The organism is Luteolibacter sp. SL250 (genome assembly GCF_026625605.1).
Classification (GTDB): Bacteria; Verrucomicrobiota; Verrucomicrobiia; order Verrucomicrobiales; family Akkermansiaceae; genus Luteolibacter.
In genome coordinates, this window is sequence record NZ_CP113054.1 from 3,896,902 (window position 1) to 3,920,470 (window position 23,569).

Sequence of the window (23,569 nt, forward strand, 5' to 3'; positions counted from 1 at the left end):
CCCCGCAGGGGGCATCATCCCGTCCTGAACACTGAAAACTTCTCCATGACCGACACCACACCACCCCCACCCTCCGCCATCTCCCCTGACGGCTCGCTTTCCGCGGGCTGGCATACCCAGCTCGGGGAGGAGTTCGCGCCGCACGCCGCGCAGCTCGGCACCTTCAAGAACGTCGCCGGACTGGCGAAGTCCTACCTCCACCTCCGCGCCAGCGGCCCCGTCTATCCGGGGGAGCAATCCGCGCCGGAGGACATCGCCCGCTTCCACTCCCTCGCGAAGGTCCCCGGGGAGGCCACGCCAAAGGCCTACGGCATCAACGTCCCGGAGCACATCAGCGACACGGAGAAAGGCATCTACGACCGCATCGCGCGCATCGCCCACCAGCACCACGTCTCCGGCCCCGGCCTTGCCGCCGTCGTCGGGGAGTATCAGAAGATCCAGGGAGAGATCATCGGCGGGCATGAGGAACAGATGGCTGCCCGCGCACGGGAGGCGGAGGATCTCCTCATCTCCCGGTGGGGCGCGGACTTCGAGCCGAACAAATCCACCGCCCGCCACGTCATCTCCACCCTCGCCGGGTCCGCCGGCATCGACCTGGACGATCCCTACCTGGGCGAGATGTTCGACAACCCCGCGCTCGCCCTCATGGCCCTGGAGTTCTCCCGCCGCACCGGGGAGGACCCCACCCGCACCCCGCACGGCCTCAGCGAGCTGAAGTCCCCCCGCCAGCGCGCGGAGTCCATCATGTCCGGCAGCGACCCCACCTGGGGCCGCCAGTACACCGAGGGCAACACGGAGGAAAAGCAGGCCGCCTACCAGGAAGTCATGCGCCTGCTGAACCTGGCAGGGAGGTGAGCCGTACGCTGGGAGCGCTGGTCTCCAGACCGGCGTCTTCCGCATCCGGTCATCGGTCATCGGTCATCGGTCATCGGTCATCGGTCATCGGTCATCGGTCATCGGTCATCGGTCATCGGTCATCGGTCATCGGTCATCGGTCATCGGTCATCGGTCATCGGTCATCGGTCATCGGTCATCGGTCATCGGTCATCGGTCATCGGTCATCGGTCATCGGTCATCGGTCATCGGTCATCGGTCATCGGTCATCGGTCATCGGTCATCGGTCATCGGTCATCGGTCATCGGTCATCGGTCATCGGTCATCGGTCATCGGTCAGCAAGTCCATCAACTATCAACCATCAACTCTTCCCCCCATGCCCATCCGCATCGAAGACGTCCCCAATTTCCAGCCCACCCGCCTGAACCAAGCTATGATGGACCCCCGTGTGGCGGGTGCACCCGGCGTCGCGCTGGAGGGACTGGCAAAGGACATCGCCTCCGTGTCGAAGCCGTTCGCGGACATCGCCAACCGGCTGCAGGATGTGAAGAACGCGGACACGGAAATGAGGATCCGCACCGCATGGGCGGAGGGCCGGGCGGCGTTGGGGAAACAGATGGCGGATGACCCCGGCGGCGCGGGATTTCTCCAGCGCGTGGATGCCTTCTCAAAGGAAACCTCCGCCCTGCTGGAGGCGCCTGGCGTGCCGCCGGAGGTGCGCGACCGCCTGCACGGGGAACAGCAGCGCATGGTCCACGGCATGAGGATCCATGGTGCGGAGCAAGCCAGCCGCCACATCGTCGCGCAGGGCAGGGCCGCCTTCCAGCAGCGGGTGGCGCTGGCCGTGGAGGGTGACGATGACGGCGCGATCGACCGGGAGGTGGACGCCGCCATGGCACGCGGAGTGGTCCCGGTGGCGGAGGGCGAAAAGGTCCGTGCGCAGGCAAAGAGCAGGATGCGTGGGTGGACCACGCCATCCAGGAGATCATCCACATCCACCGCCTCATGGAGGGCCGGGATGCCGACTGGGCGCACATCCGGCTGCCCGCTGGAGTGGAGGTCGGCCAGGCCCGCCGCACCACCGTCGTGGACTCCTACCTGCGCGTGTTCCTGAACGGTGGCGAAATACCCTCCCACCCGGTGCTGCGGGATGTCCTGCGCTTCCAGGTCTCCCACCTCATGTTCAACGGCCGCGGCGCGGAAAGTGATGACGCCTTCCTGCGGGAGATCCGGAAAGACACTGGCGCTCCCATCGCACATGGCCCCGGGGCGTATGATGCCATTTACTTCCACGGCGGCGGGCTGAGGGACCGCCTCACCACCGCGGCCCGCCTCTCCGCCCTGCCGGGGACGGTCATGCCCCGGGACGCTCAGCCGCCCGCCTTCCTGCCGTCCTCCGCCACCATGGCGGACGCGGACCCTGCGGCGGCACTGGTCACCCGCATGATGAAGGCCCGCCGCATCTACGGCCCGGACGCACTGGGCAGGGGCATCTCCACCATGGAGGAGATGGAGAGATGGGCCTACCTCGGCAGGATCTTCGAGCGCGACTCCTACTGGCGGGATGAGGGGGCGTGGCAGATGTACCGCACCCACCGGGACGCCGCCGCCATGCAGTATGGCATCCCCCCGGAGGATCTAGATGACGTCATCCGCCACCGAGTGGACATGCAGGAGGATGACGTTTCGCGGGACGCCTTCGGGCAGATCCACTTCAAGCAAGGCGTCGTCATCCAGGGTGTGGACGCCATGCGGAAGGCGGTGGAAGCATCCTCCCTCACCCCGCTGGAAAAGCAACTGCAGCTCCACGGGCTGCCGGAACGCTACCGGGAGTTCCAGCAGGGCCTCGTCACCACCGTCATGGAAAGGATGCCGGAACTGGCCGCGGAGCTGGGCGTCAGGTCCGTGGATGATTTCCACAAGATCACCGAGGCACTCAACGACAACGCATGGGCGCAGGGTGCGGACGGTGCCATCGCCGCCGCGGGAGGGACCGTCCGGTTCATCGACCAGGTGCAGGGGGCCGTCGCCGGGTGGCTCGGCCTGGACCCGCGCCCGGACTTCGTGAAAGACGCGCTGAAGGCAATAGGCGACCACGGAAAGGCAGTGGACCAGACCACCACGCTGTCGCATCTGTTTTACAAAGAGCAGACCTCATTCCTCGGCGTGAATACCGCGCTCATCGGCCAGGGCATCTACAACGCGGCGGAATCCTACGCGCTCATCGCCGCCACCGCGCCCATGGTCCCCGTCGCCGTCCTCGACCGCTACGGCCCGTTGGCAAATGCGCTCAAGGGCATGGCAAAGATCGCGCCCGCCACCGGCATCTTCGCCATCCGCCAGGGCTTCTCCACGTATGATGACGCCATCGCGGCGGGGAAGACCACGGAGGAAGCCACTCGCCTCGCGTGGACCTCCGCGCTCATCGAGGGCGGCGTCACCATGGCCTTCGGCGGCATAGGGAATGCCGGCGGCCTGGAGGCCATCGCCAGCGGCGCCGCGCGGGAACAGTTCCGGCGCAACCTTTTGAGTTCGGCCAGCAGCGCGTGGCGGGAAGGCGCGAAGGCCTTCGGCGTGAACCTCCTCGGGGAAATGACCGAGGAGCAGTTCATCGGCGCGCTGGATCTCGCGTTCGTGCAGATGGAGGTCCATCCCGGAATGAACTCCGCGGATGTGATCAAGCACCTGCGGGAGACGGCGGTGGTCACCGGCCTGAGCTCCGGCGGCTTCTCCGCCGCCCACGGCAGGAGGGTGATGAAGGAGGTGATGGGGATGGATGAGGCGGGAGGAATGCAAGGCACCATCGGATCAAACGATACTCCCGGGATGGATGGCACCACCGTGGAGAATGCCACCGCTGTGGCGGATGCGGCGGGATCCACTGCTGACACCGCCAATCCTACTACGGAAGACGTAGCGCTTCCCGGCGCAGTTACCGCCGCCGAAAATGGAGGAACCTCCGCCCCCATGCTATCCGCGGGCGTTTTCGACACCTTCACCCGCACGGGTGCCGATCCTGATGCCCGCGTGCCGGACAGCGAGAAGGTCCACAGGAACATCACCATCCTCCGCCCCCGGACCGCCGGGAAAGGAGTGCCCCTGGACATTTCGTCCGAAGAAGCCGCGCCTTTCCGTGAGGAGTTCGACCGCGACCACCGGGCCGTCGATGGGTTCGAGGTGCGGAAGGAATTCATCCCCGCCGCGACGGAAGCGGAGGCCCGCGCGGAATACGCCCGCCGCCACGGCCACGCCACCCCCCGTCCTGACTGGAAGACGAAACCAGCCAGCGCCTGGCTGGATGCGGAAGGTGGCTCCATGGTCTTCCGCGACGCACAACAACGTGACGGCTGGAGGCAGGACCAGATCGTCCACGCCCACATCAATGCCAACCGCGGCGGAAACGGCCCCACTGAATCCGCCGGACTGACCTACGATGAAGCGGTGAAGGACTATCCCTTCCTTGAAATCATGGCGAGCATTCCCCATGACTCCGCCAGTTATGATATAGGTTCTGGAAATTTCACGATCAACACCACACAAGGCGGCAGATCCACCAAGCTGGAAGGCATCGTCAGAGGAAAAAGCATCCACATCGTCGGGCTGTTCCCGAGAGGGAAGAAAGCGAACACGGTTGGCTCCAACTCCATGGGGAGCGACTTCCTCGTCACCGTGCTCGCCTATTCACGGCAGATGCCGGGAATGGCCATCACCGCCAACGCGGCCAGGAACGACGCGCGGAACATGAACGGCTATGCCATGTGGCCGAAACTCGGCTTCGAGGCGAGAAATCCCGCCGATCTCGCCCGCATCATCGGGAAACGGGGCATTCCGAAACAAGACACGGCCCGGATGAGGGAACTGGCGGACACCGGCAACGGAGCACCTTCCCTCATCAAGCTCAATTCCACGAAGGAAGGGCAACTGCTGTGGAGAAAGCATGGCGACTCAATAGACGTGCATTTTGATGCAACACCGGGGAGCCTTATTCTGGAGGATCTGCGAGACCAAATGACACGCCGCTTCCGAAGGAGCCAGTCGAGGAAATCGAAACCAGTCGCACCTCCTGAATTGCAATCCGAATGAAATACAGCATATTCCAACCAAGATGATCCATAAGAATTCAACCAGCGGAACAGAGGATGAACTCTTCGAGAAGGAACTGGCAGTCCGACGTAGGCTGGCCATTGAAGCTGGCGGGGCCTTCGAAGATCCGGACCTTGACGCATGGCTTACCGAACAGGAGCAGGAACCAGGCTACTGGGAACGCAGAGCCGCTCTCTCTGAAAAACTCTGGCCGAGCAAGAAAGAGCCGGAGCAGGACGGCGGAACGGACGCCAACGCCGCCCCATCCTCCGCGGAGGAAGGTTGATTTTCCGTGCTTTCACAAGGCCTGCCTTTACATGCCGCCTCCCATTCCGGGAGGCGTTTGTCTTTCGATTCGATTAGCATTTCCACTAGATAGTTAGTATTTCCTCTCCGCCGAGATCGCGCCTGCCACCGTCATCTTCGCCATCCGCCAGGGCTTCTCCACGTATGATGACGCCATCGCGGCGGGGAAGACCACGGAGGAAGCCACGCGCCTCGCGTGGACCTCCGCGCTCATCGAGGGCGGCGTCACCATGGCCTTCGGCGGCATGGGGAACGCAGGCGGCCTGGAGGCCATCGCCAGCGGCGCCGCACGGGAACAGTTCCGGCGCAACCTGCTGAACTCGGCCAGCAGCGTATGGCGGGAAGGCGCGAACCTGATCGGTGGGACGCTGAACCGTGCGGGTTTCGGCACGTTCCCTCCATCGGGATCCATCAGACGAATGCCAGCGGACAAGCATCAACCCAAGGCTGGTATTCCAAATCCTCCAGCGCGGTGCAACTTGACACAATTCACAAAAATACTCAAATGAACATGTATCGATCCTCCTCAAGGAATGCCCGGAGCGGCATGGACAGCCAGATAGATCGAAACCAGCACCACCTCCTCCCGTCAAATCCATGATGATTCATCTTTATCCTCCTTCAGGTCCGCCCATTGAGATGGAAGAAGGCGAACTGAGATCCTTGTGGGAGGATGGATGGTTTCGGAAGGATATCATTACTGGATGGAAGGGATGGAGGCTCCGAGGGAACTGGGGGAGCTTTTCGCCGCATGGGAGGATGAACTGCCGGCAAAAACGCCGGGCCGCGCGCATGACATGGAAGCGGCGGCGGGGGATGTCCATCGGATGGCGATGAGCGCCACCCGCAATGGAGGCGGGCGACGATGGCCTATGATCGCGGCAATCGCGCTGGTGGCGCTTTCAGCGGTGGCGGCGTCCCTATGGCTGGCATACGGAAGATCCACGCCCCCTCCGACGGCTGCTGAAAGAATGGAAGCCATGAAGCGGGAGATGGACGCCGCCATGGCCCGGGAAAGATCGTCCCTCCCCCGCCCGGTCGCCTACGGCATCACCCTGGATGCGGTGGATTGGGAAAACGTGGATGGCAGTCCGGTGGTATCCTTCCACTGTTCGGTGCCCTTCGGGATTTCCAATGAGGATGACTGGGCGGTGGCGATGGGCATGACGAGCTACGCGCTGGAGGACCACTACCGGATGGATGGCGCAAGGATGGCTTTCATCCGCGTCTCCGCGAAACACAAGGTGGCTGCCCGCTGCATGCTCCGCAGCGCGGACGCCTCCATCAAGCCGCCGGTGCTGAGGCTTTCAACCGAGCGGTGGAAGCCCCATACAGGTGACCGGGTGGATGCCGCCGAAAGGGAGGAAATGGTTTCACGCGCTCTGGACGCGATCGTCCGGATGTCCACCCTCTCCACGAACAACGGAGGGAAGGGCTTGCGGATACCGGCCCTACAGGCGCTCCCCGGCAGGATCCTGCAATGGGTCTATCAATCCGGCGACAGTGAGGCCTATACCTTGGTGGAAGGGCTGGATGCAAGGAGGCGGCACCTGGCGGCGGCGGCGGAAGATCCATTCCGTGATTTCTATATCAGCGCCGGGATCACCAACCGCATCAGGATCCGCACGCCCTTGCGTGAGCCTGAGGAGATTCACTTCGACATCACACCGGAACAACTGGGGGTAAAAGCCGCCGCCTCCTCCGGGGAACGCGGAATGCCTTATTTGGACAGGGTGTTCGACCAGGCAAGGCTGGAGGATGCCGCCCGCTTCCAGCAAGGGATGCTGCCACTGAACATGGGATTCGGCGTGCGCTGGACGGCTGCAAGAGCACTACCGGGAAAAAAATTCGTCAACGAATACCAGTTGATGCATCAATCCCGGGGAGACAGAAAAATCGAGGCGTTCCGGGAGGAGCGGGAGTATTTACTCAAGGCGCGATGGAAGTATGATGACTTCAGGGTGTCCGGCGTGACCATGATCCACATTTACAAGGACAGGGAGGGGCTGCCGCTTTTCGAGGTGACGCTCACGGGATCCGGGGCGGGGCCGGAGCATGCGAAAATCGATGAAATCCTCCGCCGTCACGCCGAGGTGCTGTTCGTGGGTGTGCCGCTGACAGTGGCGGGGATCTTCCGCGTGAGTGAAGGGAAAGCCGTTGGTGCCGGTGTCCTGGAATACACGGGCACCTACACGGCCGGCCCGCTGCCGGACAATGGTCTGGCCGCGGAGGCAAGGATGATTCTCCGGGCTGGGATGGAACAACCGGCATTCTGGAAAAATGTCAGATTTGCCGCAGCCTTTTTCGAGCCGGAGAACCATGTGGTGGTGCGTGTGACCATGAAAACCGATGATGGACGCACGTTCTGCACCCATGAAATGAGGCCCTCCGAGATCATGAAGCGCACCCCGGAGGAAAGGGAGAAGCGCCTCATGGAATTGCTCCACCAGTATGAGGCGGAATTCACCCCGACGAACGGGGCATTGATCCGCACCTCATCCGTGAAGATCCTTCCGGGAAAAATCCTTGAGGTCCATCTCGTGGTATCGCCCGGGCTGGAACCGTCGTTCGCGGACGAAGACAAACAATCCCAAACACGGACACGGTTGGAACAGAATTACCAGATCTTCGGGACGCCGTTCTACCGGACTCATGGCATCCGGCTGAAGATGGTGTTCTCCAATGAGGATGGGAAGCGGCTGCTCGAGCACACCGTGGGTTCCGGCCAGCCTGTGGAGCGGGATGACGGATCGGAGAGGTAGCCCGTTGGATCCGCCCAGCCCTGTATGGACCGGCTCACGAGGGACAAGGTATATCTTGCGGAATGAGCATTTTGTCATAAACAGATGAACTCACCATGAGGAATGCGTCCTTGCTTTTCGCCCAAGCCGTCCTGTTTGTGCTGATGGTGTTTTTCACGACCCTGTGCGTCGTGTTTTTCTTCCCGATCTTCGGGGCCTTCGGACTCCCGGTGACGGATGCGGGGATTTCTGCAATGATGATCCTGATCCGGGCATTGTTCTGCCTGCTGGCGGCATGTGCGTTTTACAAAGCATCCGGATACGTGAAGCGCCGGAGGCTGGGGTGGGCACCGGCCACCCCCGGAAGGATGGAAAGTGATGGCACCGAAATGGACACCACCGCAGCACCCGGGGATGATGATGATGATTGGGAGGACGATGATGGGGATGAAACGGACGGCCGGGAGCGCAACTCTCCGGAATCATGGTGAGGGCGGGCCGGTGATGGGAATGAGGGTGCATCGGTGTGCCCACCCCTCCGCTTTATTCGCTTCATCCCCCGCGTCCTTCGCATCCTTTGCGGTGAATCTTTCGTTGTCCGCCAATGCCGCCGGCGGACAGGAATGGAAGCGAAGCGGACATGGCGGCGCAGCCGCAATGTCCGCCCTCCTTACTCCCTGCTACCACAGGGTGGCGAGGTCCGGGTCCTCCACGGCCATGGCGGTGATGGAGGGTTCCAGGCGGATGGCCTCCGCGAGGCGGGTGCGGGCGAGGTCGGTGCGGCCGGTGACGGCGGCGTAGCAGGCGAGGTTGAAGTGGATGAGGGGTTCCTTTTCATGGAACCGGAGGGCGTCCTGGAGGATGCCCTCCGCCTCCCGCACGGTGCGGCAGCGGCGGGTGGCGTAGGCGAGCCAGATCCAGTGCTGGCTGTCCTGCGGGGCATGGGTGGTGAGACGGGCGGCGGTTTCCCGCAGGGCGTCCCACGCGTGCAGCTCCGAGTGGATGTGGGCGCGGACGCGGAGGACCACCAGGTCCCCGGCACGGTGGGGCGGGAGCAGGTCCAGCTCTTCCGCCGCGTCCTCCGCCATGCCCAGGTGCAGGTAGCCGAGGGCGGCCTGCAGGTTTCTTTCTCCGTCTTCCATGCCTTTCAGGAACACAAGAAAGCCGGGGATGGCGGCGGCTCAAGGAGTTTCATTCGGGCATCAGGATTCAGGATTCAGGATTCAGGATTCAGGATTCAGGATTCAGGATTCAGGATTCAGGATTCAGGATGCGGGATGCGGGATGCGGGATGCGGGATGCGGGATGCGGGATGCGGGCGCCTTTGAAGACGAGCGCGCTTTTCAGTTCAACGTCCGATCCCACCGCCTGCAGGATCTCCTCCAGGCTGCGGTCGATCCATTCCTTGCGCTCATCCGGTTTCATGATGGAACGGCCACGCGCCAACCGGCGCACACATGGGTGTAGGGGACTCCTTGGAGCAGGGATACCACCCGGGTGTCCGGGGATGCCTGGCACGCCTTCTTCCTGGCGGTCAGGCGCACGGCGAGGGGGACTGGCGCTTCCGTGATGCCCATGAGGTCGAGCATGGCCCCCACCCTTCTCTCCAGGTCCTCCCGTTTCATGGCAGCGAGGTGTTTCTCCATGCGGGAGGGATCTTCCGAAAGAGAGACCGCTTCCTTCACTTTCAAGAACATCAGATTCCAACGGTGGGTCAGAGGATCATCGGGAATCGGTCGGTTTTTTTGTCGATTAGGAAATCCAGCAAAAAATTCTCACGAAACGGATTGATTATGAATCTATTATGGATCCGAATACCTACAGGAGCAAATTGGGAAACCTTGCGTCAACGCAACGTCTTGAAGGAATCGCCCGCAATAAAGTATTGCTAAAACATCCATACTGGATAGTATAGCGATACTTCAACGATGGATCTGGACGCAGAACGGGTGACGACGGCACTGAAACTGGTGGGGCGACTGCTGACACAGCGGAGGCAGGGACCGTTCCATCTGGTGGTGTGCGGCGGGTCGGCGCTGGTGGCACGGGGGTTGATTTCCCGGTCAACGATCGACGTGGACCTGCTGGCGAACGTGAACCACGTGGAGGGGGAATATAGGATCTCCCCCCTGCCCTGCCCGATGCCCGCCGAACTGTCGAAAGCGGCGCGGGATGTGGCGGGTGAGATGGTATTGAAGGAGAACTGGCTGAATGCAGACGCATCCTGGGTGTTCCCTGGGCTGGGCGACCTGCCGGAGTGGTTCTGGCTGGATGTGGAACGGCGGGCGTATGGGATGGATCTGACGGTGGACTATGTTTCGCGGCGCGGGCAGATCTTCCTGAAGACTTACGCGGTGCTGAACCGTGAGCAGGAGCGGGATGTGGAGGACCTGCTGGCGCTGGCGCCGGACAGGGCGGAAACGCTGGAGGCGGTGCGGTGGGTGCTGGCGAACATGGAGATGCTGGAACACCGGGAGCGGTTGCCGCATGTGCTGGGAATTTTGGGCCATGAAGACATCATTGCAGAAATCGGGTGAGGAGCTGCTGGCGCAGGCGCTGGATCTGCTGTGGCGGCAGTGGGCGTCGCTGGGCGTACCGGCGCACCACCACCTGTATGCGGGTGACGCGATGCTGGACCCGGAGGGGCTGCTGCTGGTGACGACCTCCCTGGGCAGACATGATGCCCGGCTGCTGGACATGGCGCTGGACTGGCTGCACAAGGAGGGCGCGCGGATGAACGTGCAGCGGTTGAAAGGCCTGCGGACCGCCATCTCCATGCCGGGAACCGCCGGTGAAACGATGGAGGATGACAGGGTGCTGGCGGCGTTGGCGGAGGTGCTGGCGGAAAAGGCGGTGATGCGGAAGTGGAAGGGTCTGGAGGGAACGGTGGGTGCGGAAGACCGGCCGGAGGAGGCGCTTTTCCACTCCGGAAATGCGGCGGCCATACCGCTGTCCGGGATGAAGGTGGATCCGCGCTTCGCGAAGCACGGGCTGCTGCGTCCACCGTGGAAGCCGCGCGGAGCCTCGATGCCGCCGCCGCCGGACCGCCCGGCAAACCTGTTGCTGACGCTGCGCTCCTTTGTGGGGGTGAACGCGCGGGCGGAGATCCTGGCGTGGCTGCTGGCACGCGGGCACGGCCACCCGGCGGAGATCGCGCGGGACACGTGCTATTTCTCCAAGTCAATCCAACTGACGCTCAATGAGATGGAGCAGTCAGGCATGATCCTGTCCGAAAGGCACGGGAGGGAGAAGCATTTCCGCCTGCGGACGCATGACTGGATGGCCTTCCTGGGGTTCCCGGAGGGGAGTCCCCCGCCCCGCTGGGTGGCGTGGCCGTGGGTCTACTACTACATCCGCCGTATGATCATGCTGCTGGAGGAATCCGGCGGGGAGGATGACGTGTCCGGCCCGCTGGCGTCCATCCGGCAGCGGGATTTCCTGGAGGAGATGGCGCCATGGTTGTGGCGTTCCGGCCTGCGGACGGAGATGACCGCGGAGACGGGGATGAAGGGCACGCGGCTGATGGACGCGGTGCTGGAGGATGTGGCGCGCCTGGGGGCGCTGATGAAGGCGGACTTCCAGGAGGCGGCCTTCATCTCCTCCTGAAGCGCGGCGGCTACGGCTCCTGGCGGCCGCGGGATTTCCGCATCCACTCCCCTTCCACCTCGAGGATGGCGATGGCTTCGCGGACGCCGGCGCGGATGAGGTGGTCCAGGACGCGGGTGCATTTCCCGCCACGCTCACGGCCGGCGGCTTCACGCTCGGCACCGTAGGGCATCTGCTCGGCACGGGCCGCGGCTTCGTCAAGCGCACGGGGCGCTTTCCGGATGTGGTTGGTTCCCATGATGGAAAGTCGCGCGGGAGTGCCAGGATTCAAGATCGAAGATGGGAGATCCCTGGTCCATGGTGGGAGGCTGGAAAAAATTGGCCAACTGTTCAATGTGTGCGGGGTGCGGGCAGGGTTCATGCTGGAGGCATGATCGAGGAGGAGATGAAGCCGGTGCAGGTGTATGATGAGGTGCCTGGGGAAGGTGTGGCGGTGCCGTTCCGCTTCGATGAACCACGGTGGCTGAAGGTGGAGTTTCTGGCGGCGGACGGCGGTGTGGTGCTGACGCTGGACCATGACCCGGACGGGACTGAGGTGGCGCAGCAGGAGGGTTCATTCATCGTGCGGTATCCGGAGGAAGGCGGGGAGGCGCTGCCGCCACGGGTGGTGACGCTGCCAGCGCTGCCGGAGGGCCGGAGGCTGCGCATCTCCCGGGTGACGCCGCTGGAGCAGCCGCTGGAGCTGGCGCCGAACGCGCCGCTGCCGGCACGCGCGCTGGAGCGGGCGCTGGACCGGCTGACGATGGCGCTGCAGGACCAGCAGGCGGAGAACGGGACGATGGTGCGCAGCGTGCTGACCTTTCCGCCGGGGGAGCCGGCGGGCTTCCGGACGCAGTTGCCGACGGCGTCCGGACGGGCGGGGAAGTTGCTGGGGTTCCACAGGGTGACGGGTGAGATGGAGCTGGTGACGACGACGGGGATCGCGGTGAATGCGGCGAACGCCCAGCTCCAGGATCTGCGGAGCCAGGTGGAGGCGCTGCATCTGCAGGCGGCGGCCGGGTTCCAGAACGCGGCGGAGGCGGAGGCGGACGATTTTTTCTACCGGCATGGAAATGACGGGCTGAAGTTCGGCGAGATCGGGAACACGGACCTGATGGACGATCCGGACCACACGCCGGGCGCGGAGTCGATGACGATCCAGCCGGGGACGGACACGCCGATGCACCGGGCGAAGGGGTGGCGGAGCATCGCGATCGGCTACGGGACGCATGCGGAAGCGGCGCATGGGGTGAGCATCGGCTCGCTGTCACAGACGTGGGGTGGCAGTGCGGTGAGCCTGGGGCATGACGCGGTGGCGCGCGGGAGTGAGGCGGTGGCGGTGGGGCGGTCGGCGTATGCGGAGCTGGATGGATCCGTGGCGGTGGGTCCGTGGGCGCGGACGCCGGTCCAGACGGGGGTGACGGGCTACCAGTGTGTGGCGGTGGGTTTCATGACGGAGGCGGGCGGCGCGGGTGGCACGGCGGTGGGGATGGAGGCACGGGCGACGGGTGGGTCCTCCCTGGCGGTGGGCACGGGCGCGGTGGCGGCGGGAGACGGGCAGACGTCCGTGGGGCATGGGGCGGGCAGTGAGTCGCACCCCGCGGACCGCGCGTTGTCACTGGGTGCGTTCAGCAGGGCGAAGGCGGCGGAGTCGTGCGCGGTGGGCATCCGCTGCACGGCGGAGGGCGCGGGCGGGACGGCGGTGGGGGTGGACGCGGGGGCGCATGGGGCGAGGTCCACGGCGGTGGGCTGGTACACGAGCGTGGCCGCACCGGATGGCTGCGCCTTCGGCTACCAGAACATGGTGGCGGCGGAGGCGGCACGGTCCACGGCGCTGGGCCATGGGGTGACGCTGGAGGTGCCGGACAGCGTGGACGTGCGGGCGGGCGGGGAAAGCCCCAGGCTTTTCCTATCCGGACGCACGGGTGCGGTGCACCTGTCCTACCTGCTGACGGACCGGACACCCGCCGCGAGCGCGAATCCGTGGGGGGAGGAACCGGAGCCGGATCCCGAGCTGTTCCACATCCCGCAACGGATGCTGGCGTTCCGCGTGAACTCTGCGAAGACGCACCTTTACATCGACGTGGCGGTGGAAGAGCCGGGCGGCCCGGTGATCCGGACGGTGTCCCTGCCGTTCGATTGAACGGGCGGCATGATCCATGATCCATGATCCATGATCCATGACTGATGAAACGTGGGACAGGAGTGTTTGCGGGCTGAACAGAAGGAAACCAGGCCCGCCATTTCCGCCTCTCCATCCACCTCCTTGCTTTCTCCATGATCCAGGAAACCTCAAACATGATCCTCCACCCCGGGAACGGCTCCACGACGGTGGGCTACCCGGTTCCGTTCCGCTTCGATGAGCCTGGGTGGCTTCGGGTAACACTGCGGCCGCAGGACGGCACGGAGGGCGGACAGGAAACGCCGCTGGAGCCGGGTACGGGATATACCGTAGAAATGGCGGATGGAGGCTGGCGGTTGTTCACGGCGGAGCCGGTGGGCGCGGACATGCAGATCCGCATCCGCCGCCGGACGCCGCGCACGCAGCGGCTGCACCCGGCGGAGGGGACCCCGCTGGCACCGGAGGACGTGGAGCGGGCGCTGGACCGGGTGGCGATGGCCGTGCAGGACCTGAGTCCGGATGCGGGTGTCTCCACGCTGGCGCTGACCTTTCCCGCAGGCGTCCCGCTGGAACCCGGCGGGACGACCCTGCCACCCCACCAGCCGGCCGCCACTGGTACGGACCGCCGCGGCACGGTGCTCTCCTTCCACCCGGTGCCCGACCCGGGGGAGTCCGCGCCGGAGGATGCCCCGGCGGGAGGGGTGGGCTATACGCCGGTGGAGCCGTTGCTGGAGGAGATCGCCGGATTGGCGGAGGGTGAGTATCTCATTGATCGCTGGTCACAGGCGGATGTCGAGATCCTGAACACAATGGCTGCGTTGGAGGGTTTGGTGGCGTCTTACCGGTATGACATCGCGATGGCGGTGGTGAACGGAAGGAATGGGACGACCTTCGGCTACAAGGGGGCATCCACGGTGACGGCGCCGGGCAGCCTCACCATCCAGCACGGACGTGTGGGCGAGGGCCAGGAGATGGAGGAAGAGGTGGCGGCGCACGTGCGTAGCCCGCACTCCACGGTCATCGGCCACGGGGCGTATGCCCAGGGCGGGGATAATGTGGAGTTTTCCACGGATTCGCTGGTGATCGGCGCGGGATCCGGGGCGCGGCAGGAGCCTGACGTGAACCTGTATCTGGGTGTGGTGGGCAGTTACGCGCTGGTCTATGGCTACAACAACATCTCCATAGGAAGCCACACCATCAACGGCAGGGCGAACGCGGATGATGCCGGGGACCAGTTCGAAACGGACTGGACCGGACACGCGGCCTCCGCGGTGTTGGGGGCCGGATCGCTGAGCCATGGACGGGACAACGTGATCCTGGGTTCCCAGGTGGTGGTGCATGGCAGGCAGAACTGTGCCTTCGGCCACGGGGCGGTGGCCCACGGCTACAGCACGCTGGCCCTGGGAGCTGGAGCTACGGCAAAGGTGCCGTATGAGTCCCACCGGCCCCCCCCGGTGGGTACCCTACCATACGCCACCGCACTGGCGGTGGGCCGTGGAGCGGAGGCACGCACGTGGGAGACGGTGGCGGCGGGAACCCGCGCGGAGGCGACCACGGCGCCGCAGACGGTGGCGCTGGGGACGGATGCGGTGGCCGGGGCGGAGGGATGCGTGGCGCTGGGCAACGCGGCGGAGGCACGGGCGGTGTGTTCCACCGCACTTTCCCACGGGGTGGTGGAGGCGGGTGCCTGGTGTGCGGGGGGATTCGGCTACCGGTCGCGGCTGACGCTGCCGAAAAGCGTGGAGATCATCTCCCGGGGTCTGGGTGAGGACACTCCGCCGGGGCTGCCGGTGGCTCCCGGCGCGCGCGTTTTCCTCCATCCGCACCATGGCCTGTCCCTGGGCCATGCGGAGACCGCGCTGCCACCGGGAACCACCACGAAGGAACGTGGCGCGGAGCCGCAGGACACGACGGCGGACCGCTGCGGCACGCTGGCGGACGGAATGCTCACCATCCACCGCGACGGGGGCACGCTGCGCATCCACGTGAATGCCGGCGGGGTGATCCGCACGGCCAGCCTGGCGGCGGACCTACCATAACCCTAGTAGAAGCCGGAAATTCCCGTGGCTGCGGGAAAAAAATTGGCCATCTGTTCAATCCACCTCCGCGACCGTTATCGGTCATCCTATCCCCCATGGTCCAGCAGGTCACCGACACCCGTCTTTCCGGCGCGGAAGCGCCGCCCGCCACCGGCCCGGAGATCACGTTCATCGGCGCGCATGGCAACGCGGGCGACGCGGTGATCACGCTGGCGACGCTGCCGTGGATCCGCTCCCTGCGGCTGGAGGAGGACACGATCATCTTCAAAGGCGGCGGCCTGGGCCACCACCGGAATCTCCACGAACTGCTGGACAGCCTGCCGCGGGACAAGCGGCTGGTGGTGGCGCCGACGTCCCTGGACGTGAGGTCCGCGGAGATCCTGTCCACCTTTCCCCGGGCGCATGTTCTCTGCCGCGGCGCGGTGTCGCTGGCGCTGGCGGAATCCCGCGGCATCTCCTGCGCGCTGGAGCATGACCTGGCGCTCCGCACGGACTGCACGCCGTGGCGGGATCTCCCGGCGGAGGGGACGCTGAACTGCTTCCGCGGGGATGTGGAAAGCGCGACGAACCACCGCCCGGCGGACAATGATGACGTCTCCCTGGCGGCGCACCGGACATGGACCCCGGACAACTGCACGGAGGCGGCGCACGATTTCATCCGTCAGATCGCCGGATACCGCACCATCCACACGGACCGGCTGCATGTGGGCATCATCGGCGCGTTGCTGGGTCGCGAGACGCATCTCTACACGGGCACGGACCACAAGATCCCGGAAGTGTACGAGCTGTCGCTGCGCGGGTATGGCAACGTGACGCTGCACCGCGCGGAGGAGACGCATGCGGGGCCGGCTCCGCATGCGGTCATCATCCACCAGTCCAGCCGGGAGGACCGGAAGGCGTGCGTGCTGGAGTTGTTCCGAACGGTGGGGAACTGCCGCATGCTGGAGGCGGTGGCGCCACTGTGGGAAAGCGCGCCTGCGAATGTGGCGGTGCGCGGTTGCTCCCTCTCCCACCTGCGCGCGCTGCGCCTCCACGGAGGGAACAGCCCGCTGCTGGTGCTGGAGGACGACGCGAAGGTGCTGCCCGCCGCCTATGAAACGTGGCTGGGGACGGCATCCCTGCCCGGCGACTGCGGCGCGGTGCTGCTGGGCGGGGATGTGGCGCACCACGCGCCCGGACCGGCTGGCTGGCACGAGGTGCTCCCGCCTTTCTGGGGAAGCCAGGCTGTCGCCTACAACATGCCGCTGCTGGCGGAGACATCTTTCCTGACCAACGCGCTGGAGATCACCGCGTCCAACCAGGTGGGCCCGCACGGCAATGGCTTCGGCCTCTGCTACGAGTCCATCCTCCTCATGGCGCTGCAGAGCGTGGGGCTGAAGCTCTACTGCCGCACGGACCACGCCTTCACCACGCATGAGGATACCTCCGCGCGCAGCGGAAAGGTGGAACCGCCACGGATGGCGTCGGTCGGATAGCCGGGGTTGTCGGAGAGCGGCGGGGAAAGAAAAGCCCCCGCGGAACGCCGGCATGCGGGTGCCGGAGATATACCATACCCCATCGATCCAGCCGACCCCGAATCAACATCCAACTTTCAAACCCCAACCCCCAACCCACACACCATGGCCAACCTGCCCTCCAACAACACCATCACCACCACCGGAAGTTATGACATCCCGCGCCTGATCCCGGGCCGGGAGTATCTCCTGACTCTGCGCACCAGCGGCACCGCCAGCGCGTTCCTGTCCTTTGACGACGGTCCCAGCGGCAGCTTCTCCGCCGTCCAGGCGGGCGCGATGCTGGGAGCGAATCCGTCCGAGGCCCGCGTGGTCGCACCGTCCGGCACGCTGCGCATCAACGTGACGTCCACGACCACCCCCATCCGCGTGAATCTGGTGCCGGTGCTCTGACAAGGCCGGCGGCTCCCCATTTTCCTCCTCCCGACCTCTTTCCTCCCGACCTCCCATGACAGGCATCCTTTCCCCCCACCCCCTCCTCCGGCGCGGGGGTATCACACGGACCACCCGCGTGCTTGCACGCAGCGGCGCCATCACGCGCGATGATGGGGAAGATCCGCTGGCGGACATCCCCACCACGCTGCGGTTGCAGTCGCACCGGGGGGAGGTGGATGGAACGATCAGGTATTTCCAGGCAACCGGCGCTGGATCCGCCGGTGTGAACCAGAGGTACTCCGCGACCGGCGTCACGAATGGCAGACCCCACTATGACGCGCCGAACGGCAGTTTCCTCTACTGGGCGCCCGACTATGGAGCGACCGGTGCATGGCGCATCACGATCTCCGACGGCACGGAGGACTATTTCTCGGAGGGAGACAATCCCCTTCCCCCTGTTTCCGGATGGGGCAACGGCTCCGGAACCTCACCGGCCCCGAGCGTGACCCGCCTCGAATTTCCGCGCATCAAACCGCTCGGCCTCTACAAGGACACCGCCTGCACGATCCCCGCGACCCATGATGGTGACGCCATCGCCGCCTGGAGGGATGAGCTTTCCGGCAGCGGGCTGGTGGCGGTGCAGAGCATTACTTCCAGACAGCCGGCACTCCGGTTCACCGGAGGTATTCCTTGGCTGGATTTCGATGGCATCGACGATCTGCTCCACATCCCGGGAATATGGAGTGGAAGTTTCTCCGCAAGTGTAGGCGGCAAGCGCAAATCTTTGCGGCCCGGAATTTGGGACCCCTTTATCGCCGCCGGCCCTGCGGCATACGGCCCGTTCTGGTTGTTCTCCCCCCGCTCACCAGGCGACGCCTATGTCACAGCATTGGTAGGTGGCGGAGTGGGAACCGCGGGAACCGCGAGGAAAAATGGTTCCACCACCCTCATCACCACCGCCACCGACGAGTGGTTTGTGGGCAGTGTCCAAGGCATGCAACAATCGTTCCCATCAGTCTGGGATCTGACGATTGGCAACATGGATATCTTTGTTCCAGGTGACGCCGACCTGCCCGGCGACGTCGGCATCACATCTGTCATCATCCAACCAAGCGATGTGCCGGTGACGATGGTGGATCTCCACACCCACACCCTCCTCCCCCCATGAACCAAGCCATCGCCATTTTCTGCTGCGCCGTCCTCGCATCCTGTGCCCCCAAACCCGCGCCGACATCCGTCGTGCCTCCCGCACCGCCGAGGGCGACCGCCGTCGCGCCGGAGGTGGGCAAGCTGCGCGACCACATCGCCGAGGCGGATAGGATGGCAACGGCCATCGATTCCGGCGCGAAGGAAGCCCGCCTGGCGGCCACCAGGGCGCGGGAGGAAGCCGAACGACTCAAGGACCGGAAGACCGCCACGGAAGCCGAGCTCACCCGGCTCTGGCAGGACCTCCAGACCATGGAGGCCAGGAACCTCTTCCTCGAAACCGAAACCGCCCGCCTGGCAGCCAACCTCACCGATGCGCGGAAAACGGCCGCCACCCTCCAGCAACATGCCGCCGCGAAAGATGCGGAGGCAGACCAACTCCGCGCCGCCCACACCCATCTCACCTCCACGGTGGCGGACTACGCCACACAGATCACCGCCAGCAACAAGGCAGCCGAAGCCCAGCGCACGCGGGCCGACAAGCTCGCCGGGGAGATCCGCCTCCACCGCATCGCCCTCGGCATCTGCGTCGCCATCGCCCTCGCATGGGTCGCCGCCAAGCTCCTCCTCCCGCCACGTCTCCTGGCCTGAACGCCCCACACACCCCCGTCCACATACCTCCATGAAAACACTGCTCACCAACTGGAAAGACATCCTCGCCTTCCTCGCCGTCGCCCTCCTCTTCGCCTTCCTTGCGGATGTCGTCAGCCGCCTCTCCGTCAGCGGGCGTGACGTCCCCGGTCTGGCGAACCTCATCGGCGCGCTGCGCGGCTTCTCGAACTTCGTCGGCGCGAATCTCTGCGCATGGCTCATCGGCATTGCCATCGGCTGGCCCACCCTCAACCGCTACAGCAACGAAGGCTTCAGCGAAGGATGGGCCGCGCTCGACGTGCGCTCCCGCTTCTTCGTCTTCACCGCCGTCGCCACGCTCGAGCTCATCGCCGCGGCCATCTGCTTCAGCGGAGCGTGATCCAAGATCCAGAGAAGAGCGCCCACCACCATTCAACTCCGCTCGCTACTCTTCACTTCTACGTTCAATGTTGGACGTTCGATGTTCGGCATCCCTTCTCCCCATGAAATTCCTCCTCATCCTCGCGGCGCTGCTTCCCCTCCACCCGCAGGCAGCGGGGGAAAAGCACCTCACCCTCTCCGCGGAAGGCCTGCAGCTCATCCTCGACCACGAGGTCGGCGGCGGCGCCCCCTACTACAACCGCCACCTCATCCGCCCCACGTGGCCCGGTGGGGCCAGCGGTGTCACCATCGGCGTCGGCTATGACCTCGGCCACAACACGCGCGGGGACATCGCCCGCGACTGGTCCGCGCTTCCTCCCGCCACCCTCCGCCAGCTCCAGGCCTGCGCCGGCATCACCGGCGCCTCCGCCCGGCTGCGGCTGCCCGCCGTGCGGCACATCCTCATCCCGTGGGAAAGCGCGCTGCGCGTCTACCGGCAGCGCACCATCCCCCGCTTCGCCGCCGACACCCGCACCGCCTACCCCGGTGTCCACACCCTCCACCCGCACATCCAGTCCGCCCTGCTCTCCTGGGTCTTCAACCGCGGGCCCGGCATCCACCCCACCTCCGGCAGGGACCGGGAAAAGCGCGCCATCCGCTCCGCCATCCCCGCCCGTCCCTCCGCCCTGCCACCCCAGTTCCGCTCGTCGAAACGACTCTGGACCAGCACCAACCTCACCGGCCTCATCCGCCGCCGGGAGGCTGAGGCAGCGCTCATCGAACAGGGACTCCTGATGGACCCTCCAACCACCCATCAATAATCATCCATCCCCCCAATGACCGTCAAATCCCTCACCGACCGCGGCGTCAACCTCAACACCCTGCTCCTCACCATCTCCCTCCTCGGAGCCATCACCACCGCCGTGCTGTTCATCGCCCCGCTCAAGACCCTTCCCGGCGCGCAGGAACGCATCCAGAACGACGTCCATGAAATGAAACGCACCCAGGCCGTGCAGACCGAGGCGCTCAAGACCCTGGCGGAGGTCGCCAGGGAATCCCGCGACCTGCGCCGCGAGTTCGACCACCACTCCGCCAGCAGCACCGCCGGCGACCGCGCGCGCGACCAGGAAATCCAGAACATCCGCCACCGCCTCGACCGTCTGGAAACACGATGACCCCCACTCCCCGCGGAGCGGCGGAACACCCGCACCACCCCGGCCGGGACCGCCGGTATTACTACTTATCCAGTAGCAATCCCCCGCGCACACCCGCGTCCGCCACCTTCTCCGCCCACTTCCGCGCCTTCGCCGCATCCCCGGCGGAGGCTTCGTATTCCGCCAGTCCGGCGTACACCGCATCCCGCTGCTCCGGGTTCATCTCCTCCGCATGTTCCTCCAGCCATCTCCCCGTGTTCGGCCAGTCCCTTTCATACCAGAGCCGCACCGCATCCACCAGATCCGCCCGGCCCTGACGGTCATCCCGCGGCACCAGCACGGACATCGCCTTCGGTCCATCCTCCGTCACCAGCTTCTGCAGCATGCCGGACCGCTGCGGATGACCCTCCTGGAACGTCCCCTCCGTCAGCGCGCGCATTTCCTCCCAGCGCTCGAACGCATCGCGCAGGTCATTGAGCTTCGTCACCTCCATCCACAGGTCGATCCCCACCGCCTTCAGGTCAAACATCCGGCGCGTGAACCGCGCCACCGCGTCCCGCTCCACATCCGACCGTGACGCATGCAGCCGGTCGCGCACCAGCTCCGTGATGACCGGCTTCATGTCCGGCGGATACCCTGCCTCCAGTTCCTTCAGCCTGTCCGCAAATCCCGGCAGCGCCATCACCCCGGCCACATCCTCCAGCGTCCCGCCGGAAAGGTATCCATCCAGCGCCCGCCGCACCTCAGCCTTCTCACGCAGTTCCCCCGCCTTCTCCAGCAGCTCCGCCGGGTCCAGCTTCGCGTAGCGGAAATAAGCCATCAGTTCCACGTCACGGACCTGTCCCTCCGCCGGATCCACCATCTTCCACGCATCCTCCACATACCCGGCCAGGCACAGATCGCGGATGATGCCGCCCGCCATCCTCGCACGCACATTCTCCTCCGGCGCCGCCATCGCCTCCCGCATCTTTTCACGCGCGCGCTCCGGCTCCAACGGCACACCCGCCTCCCTGCCTTCACGCTCCATCCTCAGCAGCTCCTCGTCCTCCCGGGGCACATCCTCCACTCCGGCATCCGTTGCCAGGTAGGCCTCCTTCTTCGCCTTCAGGACCACCAGCGCCGCCATCACGGCCAGCAGCGACACCGCCCCCAGGGCCATCAACCTTCTGCCATTCATACGCATATCGGGATGGATAACACCGCCTCCATCCCGACGCCAATCCTGATTCCAAACCGCTCCGCACCGGTACCAAGGTACCGACCCCACTCCACCCCCAATCCACAACCCTTTTCATAGCAGCGAATTAACAATCCATTCACAAAGATATTCACAATGAGGAAAGTTCATTTCGCGCTTGGCGGCCCTGCCGGGTCTCTATCAAAATCCACCCACCTCGCCGCCCCACGGAGGCGTCGTGAATCCACCATCATCCGCATGAGCAAACTCCCCCTATCCAGTTTGGTGAATGGATCGGAAATTTTCTTCATTGCGATGCTCGTGCAGTTCGGCCTCGCCCTCTGGCTCTCCTACCGTTGTTACCGGGATGAGCCCCACTGGCAGACCCTGTCCCTGCTCGGCAGCCTGCTGCTTCCCGGCCTGCCCGGTTTCCTCTTCATCCGCCTCCTGCGTTCCCGCTGCCGCGCCTATGTGGAAAGCGTGACCCGCACCACCACCACCGGCTCCTGACCGAGCTGCGTGCGGAGATGACGGGCCGCACAAGGGTAGCGGAATGGCTGCGCCATTCCGGCTGGGCGAACCCACCCTCCTCCCCACCGCTCCGCATCGGAAAAGATGGCCATCGATCACACCGTGGGACCCGCCGATGGCAGCGCTGTTGGATCATCCCGTCCCCTCCCGCTCCGCTTGCCACCCATGATAGCGTTGTCCCCACCATGACGGAAACACACGGCTTCACTGGCACGTTCCATCTCCGGCGCGACGAAGCGCTTCCCATCGAGCGCACCGTCGGCCTCCTGATCATCCCCCCACCGGACGCACTGCCCGCCGACTTCATCGACCGCCAAAGGGCCGTGTTCGAGATCTCGGTCGCCGCCCTCAAAGCCCTCGCTCCGGAGATCAGCCCCATCGTGATCGGCACCGACAACATCAGCGACCTCATCCCCCTGGGCGGCCACGACCTCACCGCCGCCGCCCCCGATTTTGAAAAGGATGGATGGAAAGTCCATCGGACCTCCCCCGGAGATCAGCAGCAGCCGCAAGGGTAGCGGAAGCAGCAAGGGGTAGCGGAAGTCGTGAGACTTCCGGCTGGGAAGACGCCCATCGAAGACCACAGCCGGTCTGTCAGATGACATCCGCCCCGCCGTGATGGCGCAGCCATCACGCTACGGAAGATGCTCCCCGGATGGGAGGAGCCTTCAAAAAACCGCCACCCATCCGGCAGGCACATCCACCCGGATGGACGCGGATGAGAGTCACTGAAACTACCCTCTTCCATCCGTGTTCATCTGCGTCCATCCGTGGTTCATCCCCTCTCTTTCCCGGACGGAGTCATTCAAAAAAAACCAACGCCATTCGCTGGCAGACATCCACCCCGCCGAAGCTCTCACGAGCTTCGCTACCCCACAGGCCACGCCCATCTTCGCCCGCTCCGCGCTTCTCTCCGCGACCTCCCCGCCTCCGCGTTTCGTTTCAAAATC

24 protein-coding genes are annotated in these 23,569 nt (G+C 65.1%); 18 read left to right on the forward strand and 6 right to left on the reverse strand.

Translation table 11 applies throughout. The features are described from left to right. Positions 1 to 45: 45 nt before the first annotated feature. The 3 genes from OVA24_RS16945 to OVA24_RS16955 all read left to right on the forward strand — a co-directional run bounded on the left by OVA24_RS16945 (position 46) and on the right by OVA24_RS16955 (position 5,204). Positions 46 to 855 (forward strand): hypothetical protein, encoded by an 810-nt coding sequence (locus tag OVA24_RS16945; protein WP_267671271.1) that lies wholly within the window; start codon positions 46 to 48, stop codon positions 853 to 855. Between the two features lie 943 nt (positions 856 to 1,798). Further along, a complete protein-coding gene (locus OVA24_RS16950; RefSeq protein ID WP_267671273.1) occupies positions 1,799 to 4,918 on the forward strand; it encodes a hypothetical protein in 3,120 nt (1,039 codons plus the stop codon). A gap of 22 nt (positions 4,919 to 4,940) precedes the next feature. Continuing rightward, on the forward strand, positions 4,941 to 5,204 hold the full coding sequence (locus OVA24_RS16955) for a hypothetical protein (RefSeq protein ID WP_267671275.1): 264 nt from the start codon (positions 4,941 to 4,943) through the stop codon (positions 5,202 to 5,204). 93 nt (positions 5,205 to 5,297) lie between these two features. Here OVA24_RS16955 and OVA24_RS16960 read toward each other — a convergent pair whose 3' ends face one another. Continuing rightward, the gene (locus OVA24_RS16960; RefSeq protein WP_267671277.1) at positions 5,298 to 5,636 is read right to left on the reverse strand and encodes a hypothetical protein; all 339 of its coding nucleotides are present in this window, start codon (positions 5,634 to 5,636) and stop codon (positions 5,298 to 5,300) included. A 265-nt stretch (positions 5,637 to 5,901) separates the two neighbouring features. Here OVA24_RS16960 and OVA24_RS16965 point away from each other — a divergent pair, with 265 nt between their 5' ends. Next, entirely contained in the window at positions 5,902 to 7,986 is a 2,085-nt protein-coding gene (locus OVA24_RS16965; RefSeq protein ID WP_267671278.1) for a hypothetical protein, read from the forward strand. A 95-nt stretch (positions 7,987 to 8,081) separates the two neighbouring features. Then, entirely contained in the window at positions 8,082 to 8,456 is a 375-nt protein-coding gene (locus OVA24_RS16970; RefSeq protein WP_267671279.1) for a hypothetical protein, read from the forward strand. 189 nt (positions 8,457 to 8,645) lie between these two features. Here the strand turns inward: OVA24_RS16970 and OVA24_RS16975 are convergent, their stop codons facing one another. From OVA24_RS16975 to OVA24_RS16985, 3 genes are all read right to left on the reverse strand, one after another. Then, a complete protein-coding gene (locus OVA24_RS16975) occupies positions 8,646 to 9,107 on the reverse strand; it encodes a tetratricopeptide repeat protein (RefSeq protein WP_267671281.1) in 462 nt (153 codons plus the stop codon). A gap of 109 nt (positions 9,108 to 9,216) precedes the next feature. Beyond that, the gene (locus OVA24_RS16980; RefSeq protein WP_267671283.1) at positions 9,217 to 9,390 is read right to left on the reverse strand and encodes a hypothetical protein; all 174 of its coding nucleotides are present in this window, start codon (positions 9,388 to 9,390) and stop codon (positions 9,217 to 9,219) included. Beyond that, the gene (locus OVA24_RS16985) at positions 9,387 to 9,662 is read right to left on the reverse strand and encodes a hypothetical protein (RefSeq protein ID WP_267671285.1); all 276 of its coding nucleotides are present in this window, start codon (positions 9,660 to 9,662) and stop codon (positions 9,387 to 9,389) included. The genes OVA24_RS16980 and OVA24_RS16985 overlap by 4 nt, the downstream gene beginning before the upstream one ends. Before the next feature lie 231 nt (positions 9,663 to 9,893). On the opposite strand from OVA24_RS16985, the gene OVA24_RS16990 reads away from it, so the two are divergent. Continuing rightward, entirely contained in the window at positions 9,894 to 10,502 is a 609-nt protein-coding gene (locus OVA24_RS16990; RefSeq protein WP_267671288.1) for a hypothetical protein, read from the forward strand. After that, positions 10,474 to 11,571 carry a hypothetical protein gene (locus OVA24_RS16995; RefSeq protein ID WP_267671291.1) on the forward strand — a complete coding sequence of 366 codons (1,098 nt, stop codon included), beginning with the start codon at positions 10,474 to 10,476 and terminating at the stop codon, positions 11,569 to 11,571. The genes OVA24_RS16990 and OVA24_RS16995 overlap by 29 nt, the downstream gene beginning before the upstream one ends. 10 nt (positions 11,572 to 11,581) lie before the next feature. Here OVA24_RS16995 and OVA24_RS17000 read toward each other — a convergent pair whose 3' ends face one another. Then, positions 11,582 to 11,809: a hypothetical protein gene (locus OVA24_RS17000; RefSeq protein ID WP_267671293.1), complete on the reverse strand. Its 228-nt coding sequence runs from the start codon at positions 11,807 to 11,809 to the stop codon at positions 11,582 to 11,584. Positions 11,810 to 11,941: 132 nt separating this feature from the next. Between OVA24_RS17000 and OVA24_RS17005 the strand changes: the two genes are divergently transcribed. From OVA24_RS17005 to OVA24_RS17045, 9 genes are all read left to right on the forward strand, one after another. Then, positions 11,942 to 13,693 carry a hypothetical protein gene (locus tag OVA24_RS17005; protein WP_267671294.1) on the forward strand — a complete coding sequence of 584 codons (1,752 nt, stop codon included), beginning with the start codon at positions 11,942 to 11,944 and terminating at the stop codon, positions 13,691 to 13,693. Positions 13,694 to 13,827: 134 nt separating this feature from the next. Next, the gene (locus tag OVA24_RS17010) at positions 13,828 to 15,711 is read left to right on the forward strand and encodes a hypothetical protein (protein WP_267671295.1); all 1,884 of its coding nucleotides are present in this window, start codon (positions 13,828 to 13,830) and stop codon (positions 15,709 to 15,711) included. A 95-nt stretch (positions 15,712 to 15,806) separates the two neighbouring features. After that, the gene (locus OVA24_RS17015; protein ID WP_267671296.1) at positions 15,807 to 17,186 is read left to right on the forward strand and encodes a hypothetical protein; all 1,380 of its coding nucleotides are present in this window, start codon (positions 15,807 to 15,809) and stop codon (positions 17,184 to 17,186) included. Between the two features lie 144 nt (positions 17,187 to 17,330). After that, entirely contained in the window at positions 17,331 to 17,618 is a 288-nt protein-coding gene (locus tag OVA24_RS17020) for a hypothetical protein (RefSeq protein ID WP_267671297.1), read from the forward strand. Between the two features lie 55 nt (positions 17,619 to 17,673). Continuing rightward, positions 17,674 to 18,768: a hypothetical protein gene (locus OVA24_RS17025; RefSeq protein WP_267671299.1), complete on the forward strand. Its 1,095-nt coding sequence runs from the start codon at positions 17,674 to 17,676 to the stop codon at positions 18,766 to 18,768. Further along, complete coding sequence (locus OVA24_RS17030; RefSeq protein ID WP_267671301.1) at positions 18,765 to 19,397, forward strand: hypothetical protein; 633 nt, start codon at positions 18,765 to 18,767, stop codon at positions 19,395 to 19,397. The genes OVA24_RS17025 and OVA24_RS17030 overlap by 4 nt, the downstream gene beginning before the upstream one ends. Before the next feature lie 31 nt (positions 19,398 to 19,428). Continuing rightward, complete coding sequence (locus OVA24_RS17035; RefSeq protein WP_267671303.1) at positions 19,429 to 19,776, forward strand: hypothetical protein; 348 nt, start codon at positions 19,429 to 19,431, stop codon at positions 19,774 to 19,776. A 103-nt stretch (positions 19,777 to 19,879) separates the two neighbouring features. Then, complete coding sequence (locus tag OVA24_RS17040) at positions 19,880 to 20,578, forward strand: DUF8812 domain-containing protein (protein WP_267671304.1); 699 nt, start codon at positions 19,880 to 19,882, stop codon at positions 20,576 to 20,578. A gap of 15 nt (positions 20,579 to 20,593) precedes the next feature. Beyond that, positions 20,594 to 20,932 carry a hypothetical protein gene (locus OVA24_RS17045; RefSeq protein WP_267671305.1) on the forward strand — a complete coding sequence of 113 codons (339 nt, stop codon included), beginning with the start codon at positions 20,594 to 20,596 and terminating at the stop codon, positions 20,930 to 20,932. Positions 20,933 to 20,993: 61 nt separating this feature from the next. On the opposite strand, the gene OVA24_RS17050 is transcribed toward OVA24_RS17045, so the two are convergent. Continuing rightward, the gene (locus tag OVA24_RS17050; protein ID WP_267671307.1) at positions 20,994 to 22,088 is read right to left on the reverse strand and encodes a hypothetical protein; all 1,095 of its coding nucleotides are present in this window, start codon (positions 22,086 to 22,088) and stop codon (positions 20,994 to 20,996) included. A 258-nt stretch (positions 22,089 to 22,346) separates the two neighbouring features. Between OVA24_RS17050 and OVA24_RS17055 the strand changes: the two genes are divergently transcribed. Next, complete coding sequence (locus tag OVA24_RS17055) at positions 22,347 to 22,598, forward strand: hypothetical protein (protein ID WP_267671308.1); 252 nt, start codon at positions 22,347 to 22,349, stop codon at positions 22,596 to 22,598. 206 nt (positions 22,599 to 22,804) lie between these two features. Continuing rightward, a complete protein-coding gene (locus tag OVA24_RS17060; RefSeq protein ID WP_267671309.1) occupies positions 22,805 to 23,137 on the forward strand; it encodes a hypothetical protein in 333 nt (110 codons plus the stop codon). Positions 23,138 to 23,569 lie beyond the last annotated feature (432 nt).

What these genes read in the sequence shown, in the direction of transcription:
- OVA24_RS16945 (WP_267671271.1), top strand. Translation starts at nt 46, where the DNA reads ATGACCGACACCACACCACCCCCACCCTCCGCCATCTCCCCTGACGGC.
- OVA24_RS16955 (WP_267671275.1), top strand. Translation starts at nt 4,941, where the DNA reads ATGATCCATAAGAATTCAACCAGCGGAACAGAGGATGAACTCTTCGAG.
- OVA24_RS16960 (WP_267671277.1), bottom strand. Translation starts at nt 5,636, where the DNA reads ATGGATCCCGATGGAGGGAACGTGCCGAAACCCGCACGGTTCAGCGTC.
- OVA24_RS16965 (WP_267671278.1), top strand. Translation starts at nt 5,902, where the DNA reads ATGGTTTCGGAAGGATATCATTACTGGATGGAAGGGATGGAGGCTCCG.
- OVA24_RS16970 (WP_267671279.1), top strand. Translation starts at nt 8,082, where the DNA reads ATGAGGAATGCGTCCTTGCTTTTCGCCCAAGCCGTCCTGTTTGTGCTG.
- OVA24_RS16975 (WP_267671281.1), bottom strand. Translation starts at nt 9,107, where the DNA reads ATGGAAGACGGAGAAAGAAACCTGCAGGCCGCCCTCGGCTACCTGCAC.
- OVA24_RS16980 (WP_267671283.1), bottom strand. Translation starts at nt 9,390, where the DNA reads ATGAAACCGGATGAGCGCAAGGAATGGATCGACCGCAGCCTGGAGGAG.
- OVA24_RS16985 (WP_267671285.1), bottom strand. Translation starts at nt 9,662, where the DNA reads ATGTTCTTGAAAGTGAAGGAAGCGGTCTCTCTTTCGGAAGATCCCTCC.
- OVA24_RS16990 (WP_267671288.1), top strand. Translation starts at nt 9,894, where the DNA reads ATGGATCTGGACGCAGAACGGGTGACGACGGCACTGAAACTGGTGGGG.
- OVA24_RS16995 (WP_267671291.1), top strand. Translation starts at nt 10,474, where the DNA reads ATGAAGACATCATTGCAGAAATCGGGTGAGGAGCTGCTGGCGCAGGCG.
- OVA24_RS17000 (WP_267671293.1), bottom strand. Translation starts at nt 11,809, where the DNA reads ATGGGAACCAACCACATCCGGAAAGCGCCCCGTGCGCTTGACGAAGCC.
- OVA24_RS17005 (WP_267671294.1), top strand. Translation starts at nt 11,942, where the DNA reads ATGATCGAGGAGGAGATGAAGCCGGTGCAGGTGTATGATGAGGTGCCT.
- OVA24_RS17010 (WP_267671295.1), top strand. Translation starts at nt 13,828, where the DNA reads ATGATCCAGGAAACCTCAAACATGATCCTCCACCCCGGGAACGGCTCC.
- OVA24_RS17015 (WP_267671296.1), top strand. Translation starts at nt 15,807, where the DNA reads ATGGTCCAGCAGGTCACCGACACCCGTCTTTCCGGCGCGGAAGCGCCG.
- OVA24_RS17020 (WP_267671297.1), top strand. Translation starts at nt 17,331, where the DNA reads ATGGCCAACCTGCCCTCCAACAACACCATCACCACCACCGGAAGTTAT.
- OVA24_RS17025 (WP_267671299.1), top strand. Translation starts at nt 17,674, where the DNA reads ATGACAGGCATCCTTTCCCCCCACCCCCTCCTCCGGCGCGGGGGTATC.
- OVA24_RS17030 (WP_267671301.1), top strand. Translation starts at nt 18,765, where the DNA reads ATGAACCAAGCCATCGCCATTTTCTGCTGCGCCGTCCTCGCATCCTGT.
- OVA24_RS17035 (WP_267671303.1), top strand. Translation starts at nt 19,429, where the DNA reads ATGAAAACACTGCTCACCAACTGGAAAGACATCCTCGCCTTCCTCGCC.
- OVA24_RS17040 (WP_267671304.1), top strand. Translation starts at nt 19,880, where the DNA reads ATGAAATTCCTCCTCATCCTCGCGGCGCTGCTTCCCCTCCACCCGCAG.
- OVA24_RS17045 (WP_267671305.1), top strand. Translation starts at nt 20,594, where the DNA reads ATGACCGTCAAATCCCTCACCGACCGCGGCGTCAACCTCAACACCCTG.
- OVA24_RS17050 (WP_267671307.1), bottom strand. Translation starts at nt 22,088, where the DNA reads ATGAATGGCAGAAGGTTGATGGCCCTGGGGGCGGTGTCGCTGCTGGCC.
- OVA24_RS17055 (WP_267671308.1), top strand. Translation starts at nt 22,347, where the DNA reads ATGAGCAAACTCCCCCTATCCAGTTTGGTGAATGGATCGGAAATTTTC.
- OVA24_RS17060 (WP_267671309.1), top strand. Translation starts at nt 22,805, where the DNA reads ATGACGGAAACACACGGCTTCACTGGCACGTTCCATCTCCGGCGCGAC.